The following is a 26,403-nucleotide window of genomic DNA, read 5'->3' on the forward strand; positions in this document are numbered from 1 at the left end:
AACAATGTCAGTCAGCAAAAGAACATGACTTTTTAAAACCTACCTCACTTAAAATGGAATAATTCCAATAAAACCTCCGATTATTGCAAGAATAACTCCAATTCCCCAAATCCATTTAAATGAATATCTCAAATGATCCCCCATGGAAACGTTTGCTAGTCCAAGTGCAAGATAAGGCGTTGGCCCGATAAGCGTTATATTGGCTGAGATACTTCCTCCAATCAAAAGTGAAGTACCTACACTCATAGCCGTACCACCAAACTGAGCTGCTATACTAATAAGTATAGGTGCTAGAACTAAGTAAACTGCATCACTTCCTATTATTACTGAAAGGGGTACTGAGAAAATTGCTATAATAAATATTAAACTTCCTCCTAAAGACTCTGGAATAAATGCAAGAATTGTATTGGCCATTCCTTCAATCATACCTGTATTTTGCATGATACCTAAAAACACACCAATTGCAAAAATTACCATAACCATATTCATTGCATTTCCGCCAAACTCTTTTATTTTTCCATTTTGAACTTTTACATCCCGATAGTTTACAAAGAGTCCAATAGCAAATGCCATCATAAATCCTAAATTAGCATTTATTAATCCTGTAAGTAACACAACAATAAGCCCCAGTGTTAAAAGCATATTAAATGCAATAAGTTTTTGATTTACTTGAACTCCTGCTAAAGAAGCTGCGCCCCCATCTCCTACAATGTCTGTTTTAAGCATCTCAAATTCTTCATCGCTCATTCCTGCGCCGTTTTTCCTCTCCATTTTTGCAATAGGAATTGTCATAGCATATACAAGGATAAGTCCAACAACTTGAAGGGGAAAAACTGTTCTCCATAGTAACTGAGGATCCAGTGCTGTCGATGAGCTTAGACGCATTACAGAGGAACACCATGGCAAAAGGTTCATAATACCAGAGGCAGCAGAAGCAAAGAGGAGTAATGCTTCCGGTCTTATTTTCATTTTTCTAAAAATAGGAAGCATTGTAGGAATTGTTACAAGCATTGTTGTAGCCCCTGAACCGTCAAGATGTGAAATAGTAGCTACAAATGCAGCAAGTAAAAGAGCTAATGCCACTTTATTTCCCATATACCGCATGACTTTCTTAACAATTACATCAAACATTCCCACGTCATTCATCATACTAAAGTAGGTAACCGAAAAAGTAAAAAGAGCTGCAACATTTAAAACCGATGAAAGTCCTTTTCCTACAAAACCTGTTATTTCGCTCATAGGAAAACCAAGTATCACCGCTGCAATTACCGGAAAAAGTACAAACACGATTGGCAATGCAACTCTACCCTTAATTAGTACCATAACCACAGCTAATAGCAATATAAAACCCACTACTGTTACCATAAACCTACCTCCTTCATATAATCTTTAGTTGCTTTAGGTATACACACTATTAAATTTCATTTTCTAAAGCTTCTTACAAATAGATTCAAGTCAGTTACTTGGAAATTATGCAACTGTGTTTCACCCTTTATCCCCCTTTCATCTAATCATTACTTCCCCATAAGCTACTTGTAAGTACTACTCATAGAACCATGAAAACCGATCAAGTGTAGTCCTATATAGCAAAATTACTTTATCTTTATAAATGCAATTAATATGCCAACTAAAATCAACAAGGTTTATATACTTTTATACACAGCTCTTCATGCAGATCCTATGATTTCAGGCATATTTTTACTGTTAGTCATTTTTATCTATCAACTTATTTATGTTGCATTCCTGCAACTCATTAAAGTAACATTTGACAAAATTGTCTTTCAATTGAAACTTCTTTCCTGATTTAGTTATTCTATAATTAATTCACTTAAATATAAAAAGGCGACAGGGAATTTCATCCTCTACAACCCCTATTTTTATATAATAGAAAAATAGGGAAATAGATTCTTCAGAATCTATTTCCCTATTTCCTGACATTAATGAGAATGCATGACATAAAAATATTTACAAGAGCTAGCATACTAGATATAAATTATAAGCTGTTAACATACTTAATTTCTTCAATTAACAAAGGTAATATATTTTTATAATCTCCTACAATTCCATAATCTGCTATTTGCATTATTGGTGCTGCTGGATTCTTGTTTATTGCAATCACCAATTCTGAATTTTGCATACCTGCTAAATGTTGAATAGCACCTGAAATCCCACATGCAATATATATTTTAGCATGAACAGTCTTTCCTGTTTGCCCTACCTGATGTTTAGCAGATATCCAGCCTGAATCCACTGCTGCTCTTGATGCAGCAACTACCCCACCTAAAACCTCTGCTGCTTTTTCCAATATTTCAAATCCCTCTGGTCCGCCTAATCCTCTTCCTCCCGATATGATTATCTTCGCTTCTTCCAAATTAACAGCTCTACCCGCTTCCTTTACAATTTCCTTTACTACTGTCCTAACTTTTGTGCTTTTATCATATGAAGCAGTAATTACCTCCCCTGTTCTATTGTAGTCCGGCTCTTTTTTTTTCATTACCCCAGATCTTACTGTGGCCATCTGAGGCCTTGACTCTGGACATATAATCGTTGCCATCAAGTTTCCGCCAAATGCCGGTCTTGTTTGTAGAAGATTCGTCGTCTCTGGATCTATAGTCAATTGAGTACAGTCGGCAGTTAAACCAGTTCTTACCCGTCCAGCTACCCTAGGTGCTAGGTCTCTCCCTATATTTGTTGCTCCTATTAATACAATTTGAGGTTTATATTCTTTTATAAGTTGATTCATCATTTCTGTATAAGGTTCTGTTCTATAGTCTTTTAGCTCTGCATTCTCTACAAAATAAACCTTATCTGCACCATAGGCAAATAAATCTTTAATATTTCCATCTACATTGTCGCCCATTAAAACAGCCGATAACTCTACTCCTAAATCTTTTGCAAGCTTTGAACCTTCACCCAATAGTTCAAAGGCTATATTCATGACCTTTCCTTCTCTTTGTTCCGCAAAAACCCATACGCCTTTGGCATCCTGTATCGAAACTCCAACTTTTTCATTATCCATTTGTCCTAGTCCCTCCATTCTTCTATATCGCCTGCTTTTCTTTAAGCTCTTGCACTAACACCTTCACAACCTCTTTGGGTGTACCTTCCAACATTTTTCCAGCCCCTTTAAGCGATGGTGTAAAGGATCTTTTTACCTTGGTGGGAGAGCCCTTCAAACCAAGTTCTTGGGGAATGCCACCGATCGCCTCATTATTCCAAACAGTTATTGATTTATTTCTAAATGCCTCCACGATTCCTCCCATTGACGGATATCTTGGAATATTTAATTCCTTAACTGCTGTTAATATGGCTGGCATTTGGCATTCAATTACTTCATAACCATCTTCTAAAGCTCTTTCTACTACGATTTTATCTGCATCAACGGATACTACTTTTCTTACATAACTCACCTGAGGCAGGTCTAAGTGTTCTGCTAATTCAGGTCCTACCTGGGCTGTATCTCCATCTATGGCCTGACGTCCACAAATTATCAAATCATAGTTTTCTATTTTTTTGACAGCAAGGGCTAAGGTTAAAGAAGTAGCCCATGAATCCGCACCACTAAATACTCTATCGGATAAAAGGATGGCCTCATCTGCTCCCATAGCTAAAGCTTCTTTGAGAGCAATTTCAGCCTGAGGAGGTCCCATGGATATTACGGTAACACTTCCCCCCAGCTTATCTTTTAGGGCTAAAGCTTCTTCCAATCCATTTCTATCATCTGGGTTGATGATGCTTGGTACCCCATCTCTTATCATTGTTCCTGTTTTGGGGTCAATTTTTATATCATTGGTATCTGGCACTTGTTTCATGCAAACAATTATTTTCATAACATATCTCCTTCCTATTATTTCAGAACTTGTCCAGCTATAACAATTCTTTGAACTTCTGATGTACCTTCAAAAATTTCACAGATCTTAGCATCTCTAAACAATCGCTCTACTTTGTATTCCCTCATATAACCATATCCTCCATGAATCTGCACAGCCCTCGATGCACATCTCATTGCTGTTTCTGAAGCATACAGTTTTGCCATTGCTCCTTCTTTGGTAAATGGCATTCCATTATCCTTTAACCATGCTGCTCTATGTACTAGCATTCTGGCACAATCTATTTCAGTTGCCATATCTGCGATCATCACCTGAACCATTTGCTGTTTTGCAATTGGTTTTCCAAATTGTATACGGCTCTTAGAATATTTTATGGCTTCTTCTAAGGCGGCCTGGGCTATTCCTAAGGAAAGTGCACCTACCCCAATACGACCACTATCTAATGATGTCATTGCGATTTTAAACCCATCTCCTTCTTTTCCTAGAAGGTTTTCCTTCGGTATACGGCAGTCTTCAAATATCAATTCTCTTGTATAGGAACCATGCATTCCCATTTTGTTTTCCTTTTTACCAAAGGTAAATCCTTGTGTTCCATCTTCTACAATAAAAGCACTTATAATTTTTTTTCCTTTTTCTGCAACTATCCCTGTAACAGCTGTTACAACATAGGTATGAGCGATTCCTGCACTACTTATAAACATCTTAGAACCATTTAGTACATACTCATCACCCTCCAGCACCGCTGTTGTTTGTTGATTTCCAGCATCAGAACCTGCATTTGCTTCAGTTAAGGCAAAGGCTCCTATTGTTTCTCCCTTAACCATTGGAACTAAATATTTTTCTTTTTGTGCCTTTGTTCCAAAGGCGTATATGGGTAAGCTTGCTAAGGAAGCATTTCCTCCCAAAGTCATGGCTGTTGATGCACAGGCTTTCGCTACTTCTTCTGCTACCAGGGCATAAGCTACATAACCTGCCCCAGAGCCTCCATACTCCTTTGGATAGGCTAAACCCATAAAACCAAGCTTACCCAGTTTTTCTAGTATCTCCATGGGATATTCACCGGTTTCATCGATCTCCGCCGCATAGGGCTCAATTTCTTTCTCTGCAAATTCACGTGCAACTTTTTGAATCATCTTTTGCTCAGGTGTTAATGCAAATTGCATTTCGTATGCCTCCTTTTATAGTTAGTTAATTAATTAACATGTGAGAACGTAAGCTTTTCTTTTTTACTGATCAAACCTACTGTTTTATCTCTATTTTTAACTTTCATTACCCTGAATACCGTAAAGTTCAGCGTCTATTCCCATGAATTTTTCCAGTGGTCTTCTTAAATATTTCATGTAAACTTTTGCTATATTGCCCAAAAATATTGCTGCCAGTACTGTCCCTATTTGCACACCCTCAATTCTTCTGAGAAATAACAATGATATAAGTACCGTTATCGTTACCATTGTACAATCGTTTATTACTTTTGCAGTTCCAAACTCCTTTTTTAGTTTATATGCAATGGTTTTCGCTACTCCATCTCCAGGAAGCATAACTATATCTGCTATTACTATCAAACTTATTCCAAAGGCCATAACACCACAGGATCCTAAGAGCAAAGCCATTTTCCATAAAAAAATCGAAGGATTTACACTAGAAAACCAAGGCATTAATGTATCAATAAATATACTGAATATTAAACTTACAGCAATCTGTAACAATTGTTTTTTATCAAACTCTTTTCCCATCCAGAAGACCTGAAGGGCAACTAATATTATATTTAATACGAACATACAAGTACCAAGGCTTGCCATTGTTATCATAGTAAACACATATGCAACGCTAGTGATAGGGGATATTCCTAACATTGCCTTTGTCATCATACAAACACCTAAAGAATAAAAGAATAAACCAATAATATAGACAGTGATCATTTTCATTTTAGATATCATTTTTCCTCAATTCACCTCCCTTCAGCAACTCTCCATTGTAGCTATTTGCAAGTTTGATGCCAAGTTTTAGATTGTTGATAAAGCTTATATTTCTGTCTCCATACTCTGTTTTTGTTGCTGTACTGCAACTCCTTTATCAGTTAATTCATTGGAATGTCGCAAACATAATACATTTACATTTACTATATTGCCCCGATATTAATATGAGTTTAACGTCACAGATTTTCTACGTAGTACGCCTCTAAAAAGACTGTTGGTAGCATCGTCAAAATGTAACAAGAGGTCGGTATCAACCAACCTCTTGTCCTAAAATAACTTAGTTTTTGAATATCAACTCATATTGTCAAGATACCAAACATACCCATTGTTGCTAAGATAGCACATAGTATAGGTATAGCTATAGATACTGGAATCATCCAATTTGTTAATTGTTCTTTAACTTTGGCATCGGGACATCCTGCAATTACCATTGCTCCACCTGTCGAGAATGGAGAAAGGGCAGAAGCCATAGCTCCAATGAAGATGCAAGAAAACATCATAACCGGATTTAAGCTCAATGATTCAGCCAATAGGGGTACTAATGGATACATTAATGGGCATACTACTGATGTTCCGCTTGAGAAAAAACTCAGGAATGAAGCGAATAGTACTAGCATTGCTGGTACCATAAATGTAGGTACACTATTTGTCAACATACTAGAAATTGCATCAATTAACCCAGCCTCTCTTGCTACGCTTAATAACATTGCAACTCCAGCAATCATCAAGATAGGATTCATCGGTAATTTTTTAATGACTTGCTTTTCATCACCAATCTTTAATACTACTGCTAAGATGGCTGCAATAATCATAACCGATTGTGGCTGTGCAAATGTAGCCAGTTGAGATATCAAAGTATTTCCTTTCACCCAAGTATTTAAAATGGTAGGCACAATCATAAGTAAAAATGCTATACTAATTAATATCATTGTTTTCATTTGTATCGTATTAAATGGCTCTGGTTTTTCCACTGCTACTTTTTTGGCCTTATATCCTTTAAAAAACACATATGCAATTGCTATTATTAAAACTCGATTTAAAACACTTGTGGCCCATACATTTAATGCCATTTGAAAAGCACTGTCTCCATAACCTGCTGCCTCAATTAAGTTTTTAGAAATGACGCCTCCAAAACCATTGATAGGATTATCCCCACCAATTAAGGTAGCAGATCCGATCGTAACTGCAAGGAGAATTGGATGAATTCCTGCAGAAAGTCCCATTGCAAACGCTAGTGGACCCACAATAGCCGGTGTAGAAGCACCTGCTCCCCAAAATGCCACCACAGCGCTTACTAAAGCAATTACCCAAGGGATTAGTTTAGCATTCCCATTCATTGCATACAGTAGCTTTTTCCCTACTAATTCCATTGTTCCATTATCAGTAGCATAAGTGAAAAAAAGCGAGATTGCAATTAAGAAGAAGACGATATTTGTTGGCCAGAAAGCAATAATTTGCGGTACCTTTAAACCCATCGCGAAAACGCCAATGACAAAAGCAAATCCCATTGCAAGAATGCCTGTATTAAATTTAAACTTCCAACCTAATACAATAGAAACAACGATTGCTATCAAACATATCCACAGTACCATAAAACAACCCCCCATTTTTATAATTCCTTATCCCTACTTTTATATATTTTTAAATCCTGTACGATTAATTACTTCATCTTGCACCTCCTTTGTAAGTGCTGTAAAGTATGCACTATAGCCCGCTACACGAACTACTACGTCTCTATAGTCATCTGGATTTTTTTGTGCCTCAATGAGCGTTTCTTGATCTATAACATTGAACTGGATGTGTTTCCCCCCATTTGTAAAATATGTCTTCATCACAGAAGCTAGCTTGTATAAATCTTCGTCTCTTTGCAGTGCAGTAGGATGAAATTTCATATTCAACAATGTAGCTTGATATTCATCCTGATTAATCTTCATAGCACTATGAAGTACAGCCAATGGTCCATTCATGTCCCTTCCTTGCATCGGCGACATACTTCCATCCGCAAGAATCGTCTTAGCCTTTCTTCCGTCCGGCAATGCTCCTACGGCTAATCCACCTGGCTGATGGGCAGTAATCGAAATTGCGGTTGGAACAACATAACCTCCATATGCATGTTCAATGGTAGACAATAATTTTGCATATTGCTGATAAATATTACTTGCAATCAGATCCGGCAAGGCCTCATTATTACCATATTTAGGTACACGGAGAAAATCTTTATGCATCTGCTCATAACCTATCCAGTCTGCTTCTAAAGCTTCCATTAATTGGGACATTGTATATTTCTTTTTATCAAATACCAAATCTTTAACTGCTGCCATGGAATCAGCAACATTAATAACTCCTACTGCAACAAGGCATGCCGCATTATCAAAGTCAAAGGTACGATTTAGCATGTCTTTTCCTAATTTGATACCATCCTTCATAAGAGATGATCTGAATGGATCTGGGAAAAGGGCTCTTTGAGAAATCATTTCTACATTACATCGTTCTGCAGCCAAATGGAGCAGATAATCCATTTGCTTATAGAATGCTTTTTCATATTCTTCAAAAGTTTTAAACTCAGTAACTGTGCCTGTCTCAATACCCACCATTTCCTTTGAAAATGGACAATAGCCATTGTGCATAAAAATATCGAAAGCTTCTGCAACAATAAACATAATTGCTGTCTGGGTCCTTGTCAAAGCTGGTATGTTGCCATCGAGGCATCCTGTCATTGCATAATCTCTCGCATCCTCTGTTGCACAGCCATGTTTTTCAAAAAACTTGATATAACTCTCATCTCCAACAAATGCTGGCATTCCAAGTCCCGTACGAACTACTTTTAATCCTTCAACAATCAAATCAAGACTGGTATCTTTATGTACGCGCAAGGTACAAGTAAAATGGGGTAATTGTGTATCTAGCGCTGACTTCATCACTAAGCTAGTCAGTTCATTTGCGGCATCACTGCCATCTGCTTTAACACCGCCTAATGTCCAATTGTGCCATTTTGCCATACCTGCATTTTTCTTTCGGTTTGCTTTTCCAGATACACGATTCATTTTCATTTCTTTAATACGAAGAAGTTCAATGAGCTCTATTACTTCTTCATCGGTGATCTTACCTTCATCTATGTCCTTTCTATAATAAGGATACATATATTGATCAAACCTTCCAGCTGCTGCAGTTGGTGAAGGGCAGGCTAATAGGAATGTAAACCAAAAAGATTGAATGGCTTCTTTAAAACTCTCTGCAGGATATTCAGGAACTTTTCTACAGATTTTTGCTATATTAAGTAGCTCATTCTTTCTTAGGAAATCGTTCTCCTCTTTTGCAAGCTTTTCTGCAAGTTCTGCGTACCGATTTGCAAAACGAATCCAAGCTTCATATACAATAATAACAGCTTCCAAAAAATGCTTTTTCTCTATGGAATCTCTTTTAAAATACCTTAGATTTTTAAGCTCTTGTCTGCATTCTTCAATAATAGCTCTTGCTCCTTTAGTCAATATTTTCTCAAAATCGATTACTACGAGAAAAAATCCAGGTCCAAGCCCCATGCCAGATTGGGCAAAACCACCACCCGAACCACCTTCTTTATCTTTCCAAGGTGGCAAGACTACACTAGATTTCATAAAAGGCCATAATCGCTCATCTTCCCCTAGTATTTCTCCCATAGCTTTAACCAGATTACTATTTAAACTGCTTCCACTAAATTTATCATTTAGTTCATACAGCTCTTTTTCATCCTCTGGATCAATTGTATAAACCTCGCTCTTTAAGGCTTCTACTTCGTCTGGTGTCCATATTCCATATTCATAATCTATTTCTAATCCAAAGGGCTTACTCGCACCAGCCCCTGCAATTAGATCATCTTCCTCAATAAAAATAGTGATGTTCTCTAAAACATTTGCATGAATTTTTGCGCGTCTTATTATTTGGGGCATACCTTCTGTTACTTCCAAAGTTTCATTTGCAATACGGAACTTTTCAATACATAATGGATATCTATTAATTCTTAGACGATCCTTCATTCTCTTGACTCGATCATTCATAAAAGCACTCTCCATTTCTTTTATTGATTTTCTTTTTCTTAGAAATCATCTTACCATCGAACCTGCTGGAAAACAACAAACATCTGTGTTTACAGCTATTTGTGTACTAAGTGCACATTTTTTTACTGACCTGATAGATACAATGCACAAGTTTTGCATAATTCATTGAATATTCTTATCGTTTCTTATACAATAGATATATTATTAAGTTTGTACTAATTAACTAAAGGAGCTTGATGATCATTGAATATTTCCTTTATTCTACATAAATTAGGTAATCATATCATAAAAAAAAATATCGGCTTTACCGATTTAGAGGAAATTCTAAGTATCATACTGCTAAAAAATCAATCTTCTCTCCCAAAGAATCATTTCTATATTTCTGATAGGACTACATCATTGAGATTATTACAAACTACATCTACTGCACACCCAATTACGATTTTTTTAGCTATTTCACCCTATCAAAAAAAAGACTGTGTAGACTTTGATTTATATCATCAGCACAATATCATCCAGACTGATTTAGAGCTAATTGATTTATATAATTGTCTGAATTTCATTATTGAGGATTATAAGTACTGGTGCTATTCTTTAATGCAGGCCATATGTGATAGGAAAACATTATCCCAGATAGTTGAATTGGCAACTTCCATGATTAATTCATTGATTTTCATTTTAGATCATGATTATCGTGTCCTATGTGGTAGTGACAGGGAAGACCATTTAGATGATTATTCTGATGAGATGTTTAAAAATGGAAGCTTTTCATTTCAGCCTACTGAGAGATTAGAAGAATTATTTGAAACTAATCTCGAAGATAATAATTACAAGCTGTATTATTCACCAGATACTGGACATTATCATCATTTCTACAAAATGGTTTATAATGATATTGTCATTGCGGTTATACTCTTTATTTCCACTTCATATAATTCTTCTTTAGATTTATATTATTATATTTTGGATTTCTCTAAAATCATAAAAAGTTTAGTCGTGGATTTACAAATGAACATGGTAGAACGAGATGCTGCATGTGCTACATTTTTTAGTGATGTAGTGGAAGGCAATCTTCACAAATCAACTGAGTTTGATCTTCGCCTAAAACTGCTTCCTTATTCACTGAATTCATTCCTAAGCTGTATTGTCATCCGATTTGACCCTTCGCAGAATAAGGAAAACATACCATATCCACATATTATCAGCGAATTAGAGAAAATCTTTATCAGAGTAAATATTACGGTTTATCGAAATGACATCATCCTTATGTATTCACAGAATGAACGTACCTTTAGCAAATTAGAATTTGACTATGAACAGTTTAATGCTTTACTAATCCGTTATAATGCACATGCTGGCATTAGCAATGCTTCCAGAAATCATTCTATGCTACGGACTCTATATTTGATTGCCTCTGATACAATTGACTTATCTTATTCATTAGGACATTATAAGCTATCAAACCGAATCTTTTCATATGAGGAGTATAGCTTTTACTATATAATTAATTTATGTGCACAAAGCTTTATCCGGCAACATCACCATGATGATCTAGGTTACCTAATTCACCCTTCTGTTATTGCTCTCTATCGTTATGATCAGAAGCATCATACTAATCTTAGAGACGTCTTATTCCATTATCTAGTTAATGGAAAAAGCATTAGTAAAACTGCTAAAGTTATGTATATGCATCGCAATACAGTTATCAATAAGCTAAATAAAATAAATAATATTATCATGATTCCACTAGATGATGGGTATTTTCAATCACGACTGATCCTATCTTGCCTTATTGTGCATTATCATGAGAACTATATGAATTCAAAGTTACAATTGTAACTTTAATAAATAACCGCAAAAGAGATCTATACTCCGCTGTACTTACGATTATTAATCGCTTTTTATCCATCACGTTTTCAAATTGGTTCTTCCTCAACATCAAAACCAGCAGCTTTTAAGTTTCGATTCTTACGTGTCAGTTCTCTATTCTCCAGTTCAAGCTTTAATAGCTGTGCCAGAAAGTCTGCATAATCCATAGCCTGAATTTTTGAATAGTTCTCATAGAGGTTTCTGCCAAACCGAAGTTCTTTGCAGTAGTGTTTAATTAAGGCATCCGAGTTCATAGTCCTAATCCTCCGGAAGTGATCAATTCATCATAGATGTTAATATCTGGAGTGAATCTATTAAGTTCCGGAACTGTATCCGGAAGAGATATATCCATTACCGGCAAACTTGATTTTCGCTTTTGAATAGCTGTGTATGTCCACCATTGCTGTGTGGGTAGGATATGTTTAGATAATGACCATCATATGTAATTCCATTCTCGATAAATCTTGCTTTGCTAAAATCTACTTGAGCTTCTCCTGGAGGATGTGCAAGTGGAAGTGAGCCATTGGTATCCATCTTCAGTTCCTTCTTAAGCTTTGCTACAAAGCTTCTTACTGACCTTTCTGAGACATCGAATTCATCGGGATAGATCTCACGCAGCCTATCATATACTCTTTTGGCAGTATGCCGTTGCTTATGGGGTGCCTTCTCATCGTCAGTCAACCACTTGACTACTAAGTCTCTATAGGGGGACAGTTTTCCTGTTCTGACTTGCTTAGGGCGGACTTCTACATTAAAATTGGCCTTTTGAACATACTTCTTTACTGTTTCAAAGTCATGACCTGTAATATCTGCTATCTTTCTTAAACTTTTCCCTTCAAATTTCTTCAGATTTCTGATACGATATATTTGCTCCATTGTTAGCATCTCCTTATGCTCCTTTTCAGTTTGGTCACTAAAAAGGATAGTATTTTTCCGGGGTGCTTGCAATGGAGTTTTTCCATTTTTTACAGGGATTTTTAACTTCCGCTGTGCTTGGTTTCTATTCTACCAAAAACAAATAAAATCGTTATCTTGTCATATCTGTTTTAATTTCCTTATTTAATCCTTTATTGTATATGAGGTAACACCTCATATAATAATATCATCTCATTCGTTGATTCGCTCAATTTTAATACTTATGAGGTCTATTTGTCATGATATTATTCGCATCATCTAGACCCGTTGAAAATATGCAAATTAAAAAACAACATATGAGGTAGCATTCCTTATATGTTGTCTTCGTAATTCGTTTATATATCTCGTTTTCAAGGGTAAAGTATTTTTTTACAAAAAAGTCACGATAACCCGATCCTGCACCTGCTAGAATCAGTAACGGACCTTCTGTTTTCAGCACTGCTTCTCTCTGTTTATCATTTAAATGATCTAAATTCATGGATAGACTCCTTTCTACGCTTTGCTCTCTTATCTATCTTATAGGATTTTGTCCATCCTGACAATAAAATCATACATTTTATCAGAACAAACGTTCCTTTAAAGTTATATAATAGAAAAAACCGGTGCTTAACAGCACTGGCTTCTCTCTAGTTTGAGCTTTTATTAAATCTCTTATGTTATTTTTATATTTATTACTATGCGTTCTCGATGAATCCAAGCTACAATTGAAATTGACTTACTATTTCTTTTAGTATTTTTGATGCATTCAGTAATGAATAGGTATTTTGTTCAATCATTTCAATCGAACTATTTTGCTGCTGTATGGAAGCAACAGTCTCTTCAATGCCTGCAGAATTTTCTTCAGAAATAGCTGTAATTTGCTCTATCTCAGCGTTAACAGCATTTCCATTTTCAGATATTTCATTTAAATTTTCAGATATTTGTTTTATTTTTTCAGTCATTGTGATAACTTCATTGTTAATTCTTTCAAAGATTTCCCCGGTAGTTTTAATCTGATAAGTTCCATTTTCTATCTCCCCATATCCTTTCTCCAGTGATTCTGCCATTAACTTTGATTCACTTTGAATACCTAAAACAATATTCGTTATTTCCTTTACAGAACCTCCAACTTGTTCCGCAAGCTTTCTTATTTCCTCCGAAACAACCGCAAAACCTTTTCCCGCTTCGCCTGCTCTTGCTGCCTCTATAGCTGCATTCAGGGCCAAAAGATTTGTTTGTTCAGCAATTGAATTAATTACTTGAACCAAAGTAGATATTTTTTTCGAGTTAACATCTAATTGTTTTATCTTCTTAACAGCATCTCCAATAATACTATTTATATGAATCATATTATTAACAGAGATTTTCATCTGTACATTTCCATTCTGCACCACACCTATGATGTCCTCTGATGAGTTTTCTAACTCTTCCCTAGTTTCATTTGCTCTCATAATCAATTTTCCTAAATTAAAAATGGAGTTTGCAATTTCATTCGAAGAATTTGCCTGTGCCTCAACACCTGCTGACATTTCCTCCATTGTTACAGTTATTTGCTCGCTGCCCTGTTTTACCTGAACGGCAACTAATCTTAAACTATCCGTTCTATTATCTATATCTGTAGCTGATACAGCAATTTCTTGAATCATATTCCGCAAACTATGCAACATCTCATTCATTGCTGATGACAATTGACCGATTTCATCCCGCCCTTGATAATAGATTTCTTCTAAATCAAGCTCTCCTTTTGCAATTTTACTCATCATTTTAACAACTTGATTTAGATGAGAACTAATACTTCTACTGATTAAAAGGACAATTGAAATTCCAACTACAGTGGCTAGAGCAGTTGATATGATTAAAATCTTAATCGATTCATCAATTTTTTTATATGTATCCATCAGAGATTTATGCCGCTGCATATCTACTTCAACTCTTATCTTCTCAAAAACCTGGGTTGTAGGAATTAAAAGCGCACTTATTTTTACCTGTCCGTATATGGCATCTTCTATATTATTTTGTTCCATATTTTTAACGATATCACTTTTAAAATAATCATCTATTTGTTTATTATTTTTGCTAATGATATCAAAATCAAGTCTTAATTCTGACGTATCCAGTACAGGTATCATTTGAGCTTCTAACTCTTCAAACTCTTTTTTTATTTTATCATATTCGTCTATTAATCTGTTCTGTGGAGAATTAACATAATTAGAAGCAATTGCCTGTTTTGTAATGAACAGAGACATCATATGTGTTAGCATAACGGACCTATCGGCAGTAGCCTCAATAACCGACACAGCTTCTCTATTTTGAAATAGGTAGGTAGATACTAGTCCTGTGGCAGCAACAAATAGCATAACAGCAGTAAACAATGCAGCCATATATTTAAGTCCTAACTTAAGATTTCTCCATTTTATTTTTTTCATGTTCACGATCTCTCCTTCTATTTTTAGCACTATATGTTTGTCGCTAATCATATAAAGGCTTCTGTTGTAAAATTCCCTGATATTACACGTTCATTAATAAGACCCAACAGAGCTTCAATGATAGTAGGATAAAAAACAATACCACTTACCACCCTTGCAAACTGCAATGCTGCTACTTTTGATGAATCCGTTCCAAAATCAACTGTTTTCTTTGAAATAACTAAGGAGAATCCAAAAATTTCCTTTTATCTAAATAAAAAAATAAACAGCAAAAACACTTTACCATTTATTTCTTTATTTTAAAATTCTATGTCTCTATAGACGATTTCACCATCTCGTACAGTAAGCATATTTCTCAACAGCTGCTTACCGATCATTCTACCGCCTTCCCAATCCTCAAATAATTCCTCTTTTTCAATGATCTTTAGAATAGCTATGTCTGCACAACTTCCTGGACTAAGGCAGCCTATCTCCCCTTCCATACCTATGATACGCGCTGGTGCGCTTGTACATCTTTCTATTATCTCATTTATGCTTAATCCTATATTCAAATACTTTGAGAGTAAGAACATCATATTAAATATCTGTGGTTTTTTATAAAGGCTTTTCACTGTTAGATCAGTACTGATTACATCAGGTAGGAAACCATCTTTAATTGCCGCATCAGCAACCTTAAATGCAAAATGGTATCTTGCATTTGCCACGTCAAAAATAACGCCTCGTTGCCTCGCCGCTTTTATTTCGTCATATACTTTTCCATTTTCATCAATAATCGAATGTCCAATATTATGATATGCATGGGTAACGACATCCCCTTTTCTCAAACAGTTCACCAATTCTGTCATTGTAACAGGAACGTCGGTGCTATGAACAACCACGTTAACACCTATGTCCTCTGCCAACTTAATCGTTTCCTTCAATGGCTCTATTCCTAGATCTCCAACCACATCTTTGCTGAGACGCACCTTTAAACTGATTAGTTCTCCTCTATACTTCTCAAAAAGCCTTTTGATTTTTTTTCTATTAAAATATGCAGGATTTACATTTTCATGGTAACTACCGGTCACTAACCCTGCAGAACAAACGTTTAGATAGCATTTGATTCTTAGCTTGCTGCTGTTAATAAAGCCTCTATAATATTCGTAATTCGCACATCCACAGCTTCCTGCATCCACTACCGTAGTAATTCCCGAAGAAAAACAAGTTGCCTCAGCAGGAATACCGATTTCTGTTAGTGGATAGATGTGTACATGATAGTCAATTAGTCCTGGTGTTACTATACAGCCTTTTGCATCAAGAATCTTTTCACCTTCCATATTGCCAAAGCTCCCAATCCCTGCTATTTTTCCATCTTTTACTGCGATATCAGCAACTTTGTCAATTTTATTACAGGGGTCTATCACCCGACCATTCTTGATTATGATATCCATTACAGGAAACACTCCTCACACAATATTTTAGACTGGATTCATTGAAAAGAGAGCAGCCTTTTAGCTGCTTCTCTTTATTCATTCAAGAAATTATTGTTTACTATACAGCATCTGGTACAGCCCTATCTTTTTCCTTAAGCTTCTTCTTAAATACCAATGCAACCGAAACTACAGCACCTATTAAAAAGAGGGCAGAAATGGGTCTTGTTAAAAATGGAAGCAGACTTCCATCGCTTGCCATGAGTGCCCTTCTTAGATTTACCTCAGCAATAGGTCCTAGAATAAATCCAATAATAAAGGGCGTTGAAGAAATATTTGCTTTAATAAATAGATACCCTACGACGCCAAAGATGAATATACTCCATACGTCAAAAACCCTACTGTTTCCTCCAAATGCCCCTACTGCACAAAGAACCATGATGATAGGAAATAAAATATTTTTGGGTATATCCATAAGTTTTACAAAATATTTAAGTCCTGCGTATTCAAAAATAAGCATTGCGATATTCGCAACAATTAGCGCTGTAAATATGGCATACATCACTACACCATTGTTTTTGAAAATCAATGGACCAGGAGAAATTCCGTGAATCAAAAGCCCTCCCAACAGCATAGCCGTTACAGTGTTCCCGGGAATACCTAGTGTGAGTAAAGGTATTAAAGCACCTCCTGTGGTGGCATTGTTTGAGGCTTCAGAGGCAATTATCCCATCAATAATACCTGTACCAAATTTTTCAGGATACTTAGACGCATTTTTTGTTGCACTGTAAGCGAGTATACTGGATGTTGAACCGCCTACCCCTGGAAGAATTCCAACGCCTAGGCCGATTAATGACGATCTGATCATATTCCAAAATTGTTCTTTAAATTCTTTAAAAGACACCCCAAAGCCCTTAATTTTATATTCTGTGACTTGGCCTTTCTGGCCTGCAGCCTTTTGATGAGAAAATCTTATGATATCACTTACAGCAAAGAGCCCGATTAAAACTGTCAAAATATCAAATCCTGAAGTGAGTTGATGGATACCAAAGGTAAATCTCATATATCCGTCAATAGGTGCAATACCAATCATGGCCATAAGAATCCCGAACAACCCGCTTATCAAACCATTAATCATGGAATCTCCGGAAAGACTTGCAATAATTGTAAGAGAAAAAATAGCGATGGAAAAATATTCAACAGGAGTAAATTTAAGGGCAAAGTCTGCCAAGGATGGGGATATAAAAATTAGGGCAATTACACTAATAATCCCTCCAATAAAGGAGTATAAAATACCTACGCCTAAAGCTTTTCCCGCTTCACCCTTCTCTGCCATAGGCCCGCCGTCAAAAACCGTTGCTATGGATGAGGGTGTTCCGGGAATTTTAAGAAGGATCGCTGAGATAAGCCCACCTGAAATCCCGCCGATATACAATCCAATGAGAAGCGATATCCCATTAATAGGCTCCATTCCAAAGGACATTGGTAAAAATAACACAACTGCCATTGTAGCCGATAAACCGGGTATAGAACCAAAAATGATTCCGACAATTACACCGAGCGTTATCAGCAGCAAACATACTGGCGACAATAGTACCGCTAAAATACCTTCCAAAATCATTTGAACACCTTCCTTTCTTTATCTATTTATCCTAACAAGCCAGTAGGAAGCATTAGATTAAATGCCTTTACAAAAAGGAAATAAATACAGACAGGCACTACGATCGAAATGATACCTATTTTAATATAATTCCTTTTTTCAGCACTCATTAACAAGCACATCTGGAAAAACAAATATAATGCAGAAGAAATAACAAACCCCAATACATCAAACAGAGCTACATATAACCCCAGGGCTACTATTGTAAGTAGCCCGTTTAGGGTATTTTCATTCTTTGTAGTTTTTTTTGTGTATTCGGGAGTATTCTTTTTGATAGAAAGCCCTAGTTTTATTACGGCCAAAATGATGATTCCCATGGTTACAATTTTCGGTGCAAAGGCAGGACCTACATCTGCTTTAATAATAGTTTTGATTGTCCCACTATATAGATATACAGAAACACCGAGGATGAGAAAAATCATAGAGGATACTATGTCTTTTTGCTTTTCACTCACTTTTTTTTCCTCCCAACATATAACTTTCTAAAGTGCGCCTTCCATTACTGTTTTGATCTGTTGAATCATTTCTTTTTCTGAATTATATGTTTCTGTAGGGTTCATATACTTTGCTACACCAAAGAAGGATTCTATTTCTTTCTGAAATTCTGCATTTTGAGAAATTTTTGCTAAAGCAGCATCAAATTTTTCTATAACCGCTGGGTCTGTACCCTTAGGGAAAGAGTAAGAGTATGTTTTAATCGCCGTAACATCATAGCCCTGCTCAATAAATGTTGGAATGTTTGGAAGCGTAGGAACTCTTTCCTCTGATAAAATACCCATAACAATAAAGTCACCGGACTCGATATAATCCTTAATCGTGGAATAGTTAACCGTCAAAACGTCCACCTGTTTTCCAAGGAATGCAGCGATTCTATCTGAATTTGAAGAGCCAACATCAAGCTCTTTGATATCAATCCCTGCTGCTTCTTCAAGCTGTACGGATACATAGTGGGTTACGGAACCATGTACAGTAGAGTAGGTTAATTTTCCTGGGTTTGCCTTTGCATAATCGATCATATCTTGTAATGTTTTAAAGCCCGAGTCTTTGCGAACAACTACTGTATAGGTACTATCTTCAACGATTGTTCCTCCAATAGCAAAGTCTTCAGTATATGAAAAATCCGCCAAGCCTGTTGCTTCCGTAATTAGACCTGCTGTATGTTTGAAAAGCACATTATATCCATCGGGCTTATCCCCCATAATCTTTCTTGCAGCAGTCATACCGCTAGCTCCTGCTGTATTGATAATAACGATTGTTTGTCCTAATTCTTTTTCGAGATATTTTGCTGCAATTCTTGCATAGATGTCTGTATCGCCACCGGCGTTGTAAGGAACAGTCACTTGGATTGTCTTTTGCGGCCATTCGATTTCCCCTTGAGCAGTTTGGCCAGACGAATTAGCTTTACTAGGTTCTGGAGTTTTACTTGTACACCCTACCAAGGCAGTTAATCCGAAAACGATTGCCCATACAAGAATAGCCATTTTTGAAATCTTTTTCATTTGACAACATCCTTTCATATTTTAAGTTATGTGGAGCGCTTTTTATAAAGCACTCAATTTGCTAAGGTCTATAATAGTTATCTATAATTTCGCAGTTTTTCTTTTTAAGGGTGTCTGCCACCCATTGTTTATTGGATGTCCCATTTTTAGCCGCTTTCACCTTAGCACTGTCACTGGCAGATAAAACTTTGGCATCTTCCAAAAGCGCTGCGGCATCATTTTTAGGGATGACAATCAAACCATCCTTATCTCCCAATATAATATCTCCTGGATTCACAGGTACACCGCCGATCGCTATTGGTACATTCACTTCCCCCGGACCCTCTTTGAATGGGCCACCCGGCGTATATCCTGTTGCATATACAGGTATTTCCATTTTTGATATGGTGTCGATATCTCTGATAGGACCATCAAAAACAAGTCCTGATATCTTTTTCGTATACTGTGCATAAGCTACCATGATTTCTCCAACCAATGCACGGCTTCTGTCCCCCTCGTTGGATACGATTATTATATCACCTTCCCCTGCCATTTCCAGTGCTTGATGAATCATCAGATTATCCCCTGGTCTTACTTTTACAGTAACTGCCACGCCTGCCACAATATCCTCTTTAGGACTGGACATCAATTTAATTTCCGGGTTTAATGCATAGACCCTGTTCATACAATCACAAACATTCGCTGCTGGAATTGATTTAAAGCCCTCTACTATTTCTTTGCTGGGTAATTCTCTTTTTAAAAACACTCTGTTTCCTATAGCCATTTTTATATCCTCCTATGCTGTAAAGTATTCTTTGTTCACAACGTATTTAATTTCTTGCTGCTTTTCGAAGTTAATGATATTCTCTGCCATTAGTGGCACCATATGAACCAGAAGATCGGCAGATGTTCCTCCAATATGAGGTGTTAAGGTTACATTAGGTGCTTCCAGGATGGGATCTCCCGGCTGTACAGGCTCATTTGATATACAGTCCAGACCTGCACCTAATATTCTATTGTTTTTAAGTGCCTCTATCAAATCCTCTTCGTTAATAATCCCACCTCTAGCAGTATTGATAATGATTGCAGTAGGTTTCATTAACTCAATTTTTTCCTTATTAATCAAATTTCTTGTAGCCTCTGTTAAGGGTAGATGCAAGCTGATGATGTCTGAAGTCTTTAATAATTCATCCAATTCTACGTATTTCATATCTAAGCTTTTTTCTTCTAGTTCGTTCATTCTAAAAGCATCATAATATTGTACTGTAGCGCCGAAGGCTTGAACTTTTTTTGCTACGCCTTTACCAATACTTCCACAACCGATAAGACCCACCGTTTTGCCTAAAATTCCATAGGATCTATCCGTATAGCTATTTTTTGTCCATTCACCCTTTTTCATTGCCTCATGCTGCAGGATTAGATTTCTATAAACTGCTAGAATATGCATTACTGCTAACTCTGATACTGCATAGGCATTTGCACCAGGTGCATTTGCAACATAAATGTTTCTCTTTCCTGCCGCTTCAATGTCGATTGTATCAAAGCCGGCTCCCCACTTTTGGATGAACTTTAAGTTTTTATTTCGTTCAATCACCTCTTTATTGATCTTAAAAATTCTTAAGATAATAACCTCAGCATCCGTTAGATTATCATACTTTTCCTGAGTATCTACTATCTCAATCTGAAATTTCTCCGCTGGGAGCAACTCCATAAACATTTCTTTTGCCCCCGAAGGAAATATCCCAACTAAAGCGACTTTCATCCATATCACCTCTCTAAATATTATTGCAATTCTATATATTAGCAATAGTCATGCCAAAAGTATAAAGAAAGGGTTTTCCTGTATTTTTAGGCTTTCCGTCTAAATATAGTGAATAATTTATCAATTTCTCATTTTTTATTTCGTTTTTGAAATGCGTTCATTTCGTTTTTGAAATTAATCATAAAGCCTTTGAAATGCAAAATACCTTTGAGCCAATAAAACGTTGGCATTTGCATGTTAATGAAGATAATGTACTATAAAAACTTTTCTATTCCATTTTTGATTAAAAAATAAAAACCCCTGTCAGAATGACAGAGATAAGATACCACACTTGTTAATCCTATAATAGATTAAACTTTTTCATTTTGCGCCACAACGTTGTTGTACTTATGCTTAATAATTCTGCAGTTTTTTCTCTATTTCCGCCTGTCTTTTCAAGGGCTTCTTTTATTATTTCAGCTTCTATCTGGGCAAAAGCATTGAGTTCAAAGAGATTTATTTCTGGAAAAACCTCTTTTCTTATATCATTAAATATTTCTTCCTTCTCTATAACCTTAGAAGTTTTTTGAATATCAGACGTATTTCTTCTCTCTCCTATGAGCATTTCAATGATATTTATAAGTTTCGCTTCTGTCTCGGAAGCTGGTTTTTCTTTTGACTTATTAGCATCCGGCTTGATAAAAGTCATATTTTTCAGTACTTCTGCCGTCTTTTCTCCGTCAATGATTCCACCTTCACAGATAACCGTAAGTCTTTCAATAATGTTTGCAAGCTGTCTTACATTTCCCGGCCAATCATAATCACAGAGCATTTGGATTGCGTCTTGCGCTATGATCATATTTCCCTTAGCTTTTTCTTTAATGAAATAATATATTAGTTCCTGTACATCTCCTTTTCTATCTCTTAATGGAGGCAATTCAAGTTCTAAAACAGCCAGCCTATAATATAAATCTTCTCTGAAATTGCCTTTATAAATCTCTTCCATTAAGTTTTTATTACTAGCGGCTAATATCCTGACATCTATAGGAATAACCTTATCATCGCCTATTCTAGAAACTTCTTTTTCCTGAATTACTCTTAGAAGCTTAACTTGTACATCGGTGGAAACTTCACTTATTTCATCTAGGAACACGGTTCCCATATGGGCTAGCTCGAAGATACCTGCTTTTCCTTCGTTTCTTGCCCCTGTAAAAGCTCCCTTTACATAGCCAAAAAGTTCACTTTCCAAGATATTTTCCGGAAGGGCTGCACAATTTATTGCAACAAATGGCTGCCTTTTCCGGTTACTATAATTATGGATACTTTGAGCAAAAACTTCTTTTCCCGTCCCCGTCTCACCAATTATTAATATTGTACTATCCGATTCTGCATATCTAGCAGCACGTTTTTTAACTATGTCTATAGCCCTTGATCTTCCAATAATATCATTGAAGGTTTTTTTTGCAACATGCCCGCTTCCTAAATGTTTTTTACGAATTTCCCTGTCAATAGATTGAATCTTGTTCTCTTCTTGTATCGTTGCAACTGCCCCTATCGTTTTGTCTTCTACTTTTATTGGGACACTGTTTATTACAATAGATTGGCCTCCAACGTTAAGTAATTCACTGAAATTCTCTCTTCCTGTATTTGCTGTATCTATAAGTAAGGATGATGGCAGAACCTCTTTTATATTTCGCTGTTCTTTATAATTTAAAATCTTTTTTGCTATTTCATTGATATGAATAATTTGCCCATCTCTTTCAATCCCTACAATTCCCTCCGAAGTACAGTTTAATATAGAATTAATAGTTTCATATTTTTCTTTTCTCTCTATCTCAATCTTCAAATCATGAAGAGCCTCGTTTAGAGCTTGATTAATAGCAGCAGGGTCAGCGTGACCCATTACACAAGGCATATTATATTTTTTTGCCGCTTTTGCCAGCTGGAATCCTCCTATAACCACCTTAATACCATTATCAATATACTCTTTTAATCTTTCTCTTATCTCATTTTGGTTTTGGATCTCAGTTACAAGAATATCCGTTTTCATTATTTGATTGTAATCTCTTGCTGCTTCACAAATATCTCTAAAACCGATAACCCCAATTTTATCTGAAATTTTTTTAGCACTTTCAACAGATAAATGTATATCAATAAAACCATGTCTTATATCAACAACCGGAACACCAACTTTATCTCTTAAATAGGTGGCTGTTCCACCTCTGCATATTACGACTTTGGTGCCTGATCCAATGGCCGCTTCTGATATTTTATAGGCCTCTTCCATAGTAGCTTCGTAAACAGAAAATTCTAACTTTCTCTTCTTAAGCACCTCTTTAATTGTCACTGTAAGATTAGAAGTTGTAGAAATAAGTATTATTTCATTATTCAATGTTTTCACCTCCGTTAAACATCAATGAAGTAAATCTACAGACATATTTTTAACTTAAATCCATGGATAGACTCCTTTCTATTCATTGCTCTCTTATCTATCCTATAGGATTTTGTCCATCCTGACAATAAAATCATACATTTTATTAGAACAAACGTTCCTCTCACAAGCGACTTCTATTTAAAAAGCAAAGTGAAAGAGTAAATTCTATTTAAAAGTTAAAATGGCCCCGTATCTCTTTAAGCCAACTAGGAGATACGAGGCTATCTTCGCAACGCTATAATATTTTTTATTGTTTCTGCACAGGTTAAACTTTACTCAATTTTTCTGTAAAAGACTTTCATCTATACAAGTAAAGGTATCACTATCAGTCCAACCATAGTTATAATTGTCCAGAAAGCCCAGATAAATGCCATAAATCCCCATACATCTTTTAATTTCATACCTACAACCGAAAGGGCAGGTATTACATAAAGTGGTTGTAATAAATTTGTTGCCTCATCACCATAAACGAATGCATTGATGACATGGGGAATATTAGCATCAAGGCTTTGGGCTGCATCAACGAGTAATGGACCTTGTACAATCCACTGTCCACCCTGTGACGGAATAAACAAGTTTACTACAGATGCAGAAATATATGCCCAAACTGGCATTGTCGCTCCCGAGGCTATGTTCATGATTCCATTTACTACAACAGTTCCAAATCCCGAATCAACCATCATCCCTGCGATTCCTCCATAGAATGGGAATTGCATCATGATTTCTGTTGCTAATTTCATATTGTCTTTATAGGCCTCAACAAACTTTCTAGGAGAATTATATAAGAAAGTGTTTAATATAACGAATAAAAAGATTACAAAGTTAATATTAAGGGCTCCAAGAAAACCTTTTTCCATGAAAGTTGTAACAATAATTGCCAATCCGGCAAAGCCAATTAAATACATCATGATTTTACTTCCATTCATTCTATCGGCTAGGGTAACTACTTCTTCTGCTTCAATTTCTTCAACACCATCTAAGGCCGTTTTATATTCTACAATTTCATGCTGAGGCGGTCTGGTCAATATACTCAGTACTATTGTAAATACTGCTAATATAGTAAACAACGTAACGTTCATGGGATTATATACAGTTACAGCTTGATTCAGTACCCCTATTTTATCAGCCAAGAAGTGTCCATCTGTGGCAACTAGGGCATATACTGAGGCTGATGGTCCAAGGCATTGGCCTAAAATCATTGTGGAATAACCGGCGGCAACCATCATGGGAAAATGAAGACCTTTCACCTGCTTCGATAGCTGCATTGCCAATATAGGTGTAACCACAGTACAAAATGCCCAGTTAATAAAGCTTGATACATAACCAAAACCCATTAATAATATCATTGCTCCAACTGGTGTTTTGGGTATACTGGCGATTTTAATTAAAATCTTTTTTACTTGTTTGGCCTTAGCAGCAGCTGCACATGTAACTACCATAAACGCCATTTGGAAAGCAAAGGTCATTTGCGTCCAAAAGCCATTATACCAATGTTTAACCATGGATAGTGGGCCATTTCCCGTAAAAACCATACCCAAAGCAAAAACAATTAACGTAAGGACAAGACAAAATACAAAAGAATCAGGAATAATTTTATCGGCAGCAAATTGAAATTTTTTACTAATCCTCCAAAATAATGAGCCTTTTTCTTTGGAATCGGCTAGGCTGTTACTCATTTTCATCTACTCTCCTTCCTTATTCAATATAGTTTTGCGAAGCTTTTAACTGGACGATTAATTTTTTATTGAATTTTTTCTTTATTTCTTCAACCGTTTCTGCTGGATAACTAAAAAATCCTTCTCCTGACTTTAGCCCCAACTTATTTTCTGATACTTTTTGACGTAGTATTGGATTTGCCTCTTTTCTATCATCCATCACACTTAGCAGATTATCTCCTACCGTACACCATATATCTAATCCTCCTAAATCTGCCACCTCTAATTGTCCGGTAGTGGCATATCTAAATGCAGGACCAAATTTAAGTGCTTTATCGATATCAGCTGGCGCAGCAACACCCATTTCAATTAATGAGAATACTTCTCTTGCTACACCTTGTTGAATACGATTTGCTACCAACCCTGGTACATCCTTCAAAACCTTCACCGTTTGCTTCCCAATTTTTTTGTAAAGGTTTTCCACTTCATTATAGACAGTTTCAGTGGTATTCCCGAAAAATGATAATTCTGCAATCGGTATTAAATGTGCAGGATTATACCAATGACATACCATAGTCCTTTTTTTTCGTTCTTCGCCAATTAGCATCATAATGTCTTCTAATGCCAAACTGGAAGTATTGCTGGCAAGTATCGTATCAGCTTTACAGTATTGATCTAGCTCTTTAAATAAATTTTGTTTTAATTGAATATTCTCCGGAGTTGCTTCGATTACATAATCAACATCTTCTACACAAGGCCGAAGTTCTGAATACAATTGGATATTTTCCAGGGCTCTTTCTATTGCCTCTTCAGTGATGAAGTCATTCTCTTCCAGGAATTGAAGCTCAGTTCTGATTGTGCTCTTAACTGTTGTTCTTATGTTATCATTGATTTCGAAAAGGTTTACAGAATAACCATACATCGCAAAGGTTTCTGCAATGCCATGTCCCATGGTTCCTGCCCCTAATACAGCTATTTTCTTGATCATTCTACTACC

Annotated in this window: 21 protein-coding genes; 1 reads left to right on the plus strand and 20 read right to left on the minus strand. The window is 36.1% G+C overall.

Annotation, left to right across the window (positions count from 1 at the left end; all coding sequences use genetic code 11):
- Positions 1-48: 48 nt before the first annotated feature.
- The 7 genes from Gferi_RS09625 to Gferi_RS09655 form a co-directional block, all read right to left on the minus strand.
- On the minus strand, positions 49-1,365 hold the full coding sequence (locus Gferi_RS09625; protein WP_069975900.1) for a CitMHS family transporter: 1,317 nt from the start codon (positions 1,363-1,365) through the stop codon (positions 49-51).
- A gap of 628 nt (positions 1,366-1,993) precedes the next feature.
- Complete coding sequence (locus Gferi_RS09630; protein ID WP_069975903.1) at positions 1,994-3,019, minus strand: electron transfer flavoprotein subunit alpha/FixB family protein; 1,026 nt, start codon at positions 3,017-3,019, stop codon at positions 1,994-1,996.
- A 22-nt stretch (positions 3,020-3,041) separates the two neighbouring features.
- The gene (locus Gferi_RS09635; RefSeq protein ID WP_069975905.1) at positions 3,042-3,830 is read right to left on the minus strand and encodes an electron transfer flavoprotein subunit beta/FixA family protein; all 789 of its coding nucleotides are present in this window, start codon (positions 3,828-3,830) and stop codon (positions 3,042-3,044) included.
- 17 nt (positions 3,831-3,847) lie between these two features.
- Positions 3,848-4,993, minus strand: a complete 1,146-nt coding sequence (locus tag Gferi_RS09640) for an acyl-CoA dehydrogenase (RefSeq protein WP_069975908.1) — start codon at positions 4,991-4,993, stop codon at positions 3,848-3,850.
- A 96-nt stretch (positions 4,994-5,089) separates the two neighbouring features.
- Complete coding sequence (locus tag Gferi_RS09645) at positions 5,090-5,767, minus strand: YczE/YyaS/YitT family protein (protein ID WP_069975910.1); 678 nt, start codon at positions 5,765-5,767, stop codon at positions 5,090-5,092.
- Positions 5,768-6,102: 335 nt separating this feature from the next.
- Positions 6,103-7,398 (minus strand): SLC13 family permease, encoded by a 1,296-nt coding sequence (locus Gferi_RS09650; protein WP_069975911.1) that lies wholly within the window; start codon positions 7,396-7,398, stop codon positions 6,103-6,105.
- A 39-nt stretch (positions 7,399-7,437) separates the two neighbouring features.
- The gene (locus tag Gferi_RS09655; RefSeq protein WP_069975913.1) at positions 7,438-9,840 is read right to left on the minus strand and encodes a pyruvate formate lyase family protein; all 2,403 of its coding nucleotides are present in this window, start codon (positions 9,838-9,840) and stop codon (positions 7,438-7,440) included.
- 243 nt (positions 9,841-10,083) lie between these two features.
- Here Gferi_RS09655 and Gferi_RS09660 point away from each other — a divergent pair, with 243 nt between their 5' ends.
- Complete coding sequence (locus Gferi_RS09660; RefSeq protein WP_069975915.1) at positions 10,084-11,679, plus strand: PucR family transcriptional regulator; 1,596 nt, start codon at positions 10,084-10,086, stop codon at positions 11,677-11,679.
- Between the two features lie 77 nt (positions 11,680-11,756).
- Here Gferi_RS09660 and Gferi_RS09665 read toward each other — a convergent pair whose 3' ends face one another.
- The 13 genes from Gferi_RS09665 to Gferi_RS09725 form a co-directional block, all read right to left on the minus strand.
- Positions 11,757-11,963: a hypothetical protein gene (locus Gferi_RS09665; protein ID WP_069975917.1), complete on the minus strand. Its 207-nt coding sequence runs from the start codon at positions 11,961-11,963 to the stop codon at positions 11,757-11,759.
- A gap of 97 nt (positions 11,964-12,060) precedes the next feature.
- Positions 12,061-12,585 (minus strand): winged helix-turn-helix domain-containing protein, encoded by a 525-nt coding sequence (locus Gferi_RS09670; protein ID WP_069975920.1) that lies wholly within the window; start codon positions 12,583-12,585, stop codon positions 12,061-12,063.
- A gap of 253 nt (positions 12,586-12,838) precedes the next feature.
- Positions 12,839-13,102, minus strand: coding sequence for a UvrD-helicase domain-containing protein (locus Gferi_RS28655; protein WP_069975922.1), 264 nt, complete (start codon positions 13,100-13,102; stop codon positions 12,839-12,841).
- A gap of 220 nt (positions 13,103-13,322) precedes the next feature.
- Positions 13,323-15,029: a methyl-accepting chemotaxis protein gene (locus tag Gferi_RS09680; RefSeq protein WP_069975924.1), complete on the minus strand. Its 1,707-nt coding sequence runs from the start codon at positions 15,027-15,029 to the stop codon at positions 13,323-13,325.
- Positions 15,030-15,328: 299 nt separating this feature from the next.
- Positions 15,329-16,459, minus strand: coding sequence for a metallo-dependent hydrolase (locus Gferi_RS09685; protein ID WP_069975926.1), 1,131 nt, complete (start codon positions 16,457-16,459; stop codon positions 15,329-15,331).
- Between the two features lie 100 nt (positions 16,460-16,559).
- Positions 16,560-18,059, minus strand: a complete 1,500-nt coding sequence (locus Gferi_RS09690; RefSeq protein ID WP_069975928.1) for a tripartite tricarboxylate transporter permease — start codon at positions 18,057-18,059, stop codon at positions 16,560-16,562.
- A 26-nt stretch (positions 18,060-18,085) separates the two neighbouring features.
- Positions 18,086-18,553: a tripartite tricarboxylate transporter TctB family protein gene (locus Gferi_RS09695; RefSeq protein WP_069975930.1), complete on the minus strand. Its 468-nt coding sequence runs from the start codon at positions 18,551-18,553 to the stop codon at positions 18,086-18,088.
- A 27-nt stretch (positions 18,554-18,580) separates the two neighbouring features.
- Positions 18,581-19,597 (minus strand): tripartite tricarboxylate transporter substrate binding protein, encoded by a 1,017-nt coding sequence (locus Gferi_RS09700; RefSeq protein ID WP_069975932.1) that lies wholly within the window; start codon positions 19,595-19,597, stop codon positions 18,581-18,583.
- Between the two features lie 61 nt (positions 19,598-19,658).
- Positions 19,659-20,360, minus strand: a complete 702-nt coding sequence (locus Gferi_RS09705) for an RraA family protein (protein ID WP_069975934.1) — start codon at positions 20,358-20,360, stop codon at positions 19,659-19,661.
- A gap of 12 nt (positions 20,361-20,372) precedes the next feature.
- The gene (locus tag Gferi_RS09710) at positions 20,373-21,338 is read right to left on the minus strand and encodes a 2-hydroxyacid dehydrogenase (protein WP_069975936.1); all 966 of its coding nucleotides are present in this window, start codon (positions 21,336-21,338) and stop codon (positions 20,373-20,375) included.
- 340 nt (positions 21,339-21,678) lie between these two features.
- The gene (locus Gferi_RS09715; protein WP_069975938.1) at positions 21,679-23,709 is read right to left on the minus strand and encodes a sigma 54-interacting transcriptional regulator; all 2,031 of its coding nucleotides are present in this window, start codon (positions 23,707-23,709) and stop codon (positions 21,679-21,681) included.
- Between the two features lie 344 nt (positions 23,710-24,053).
- Entirely contained in the window at positions 24,054-25,427 is a 1,374-nt protein-coding gene (locus Gferi_RS09720) for a short-chain fatty acid transporter (RefSeq protein ID WP_069981370.1), read from the minus strand.
- A 19-nt stretch (positions 25,428-25,446) separates the two neighbouring features.
- Entirely contained in the window at positions 25,447-26,394 is a 948-nt protein-coding gene (locus Gferi_RS09725) for a 3-hydroxyacyl-CoA dehydrogenase family protein (RefSeq protein WP_069975940.1), read from the minus strand.
- Between the last annotated feature and the right edge of the window lie 9 nt (positions 26,395-26,403).

It is taken from the genome of Geosporobacter ferrireducens, assembly GCF_001750685.1.
Taxonomy (GTDB): domain Bacteria; phylum Bacillota; class Clostridia; order Peptostreptococcales; family Thermotaleaceae; genus Geosporobacter; species Geosporobacter ferrireducens.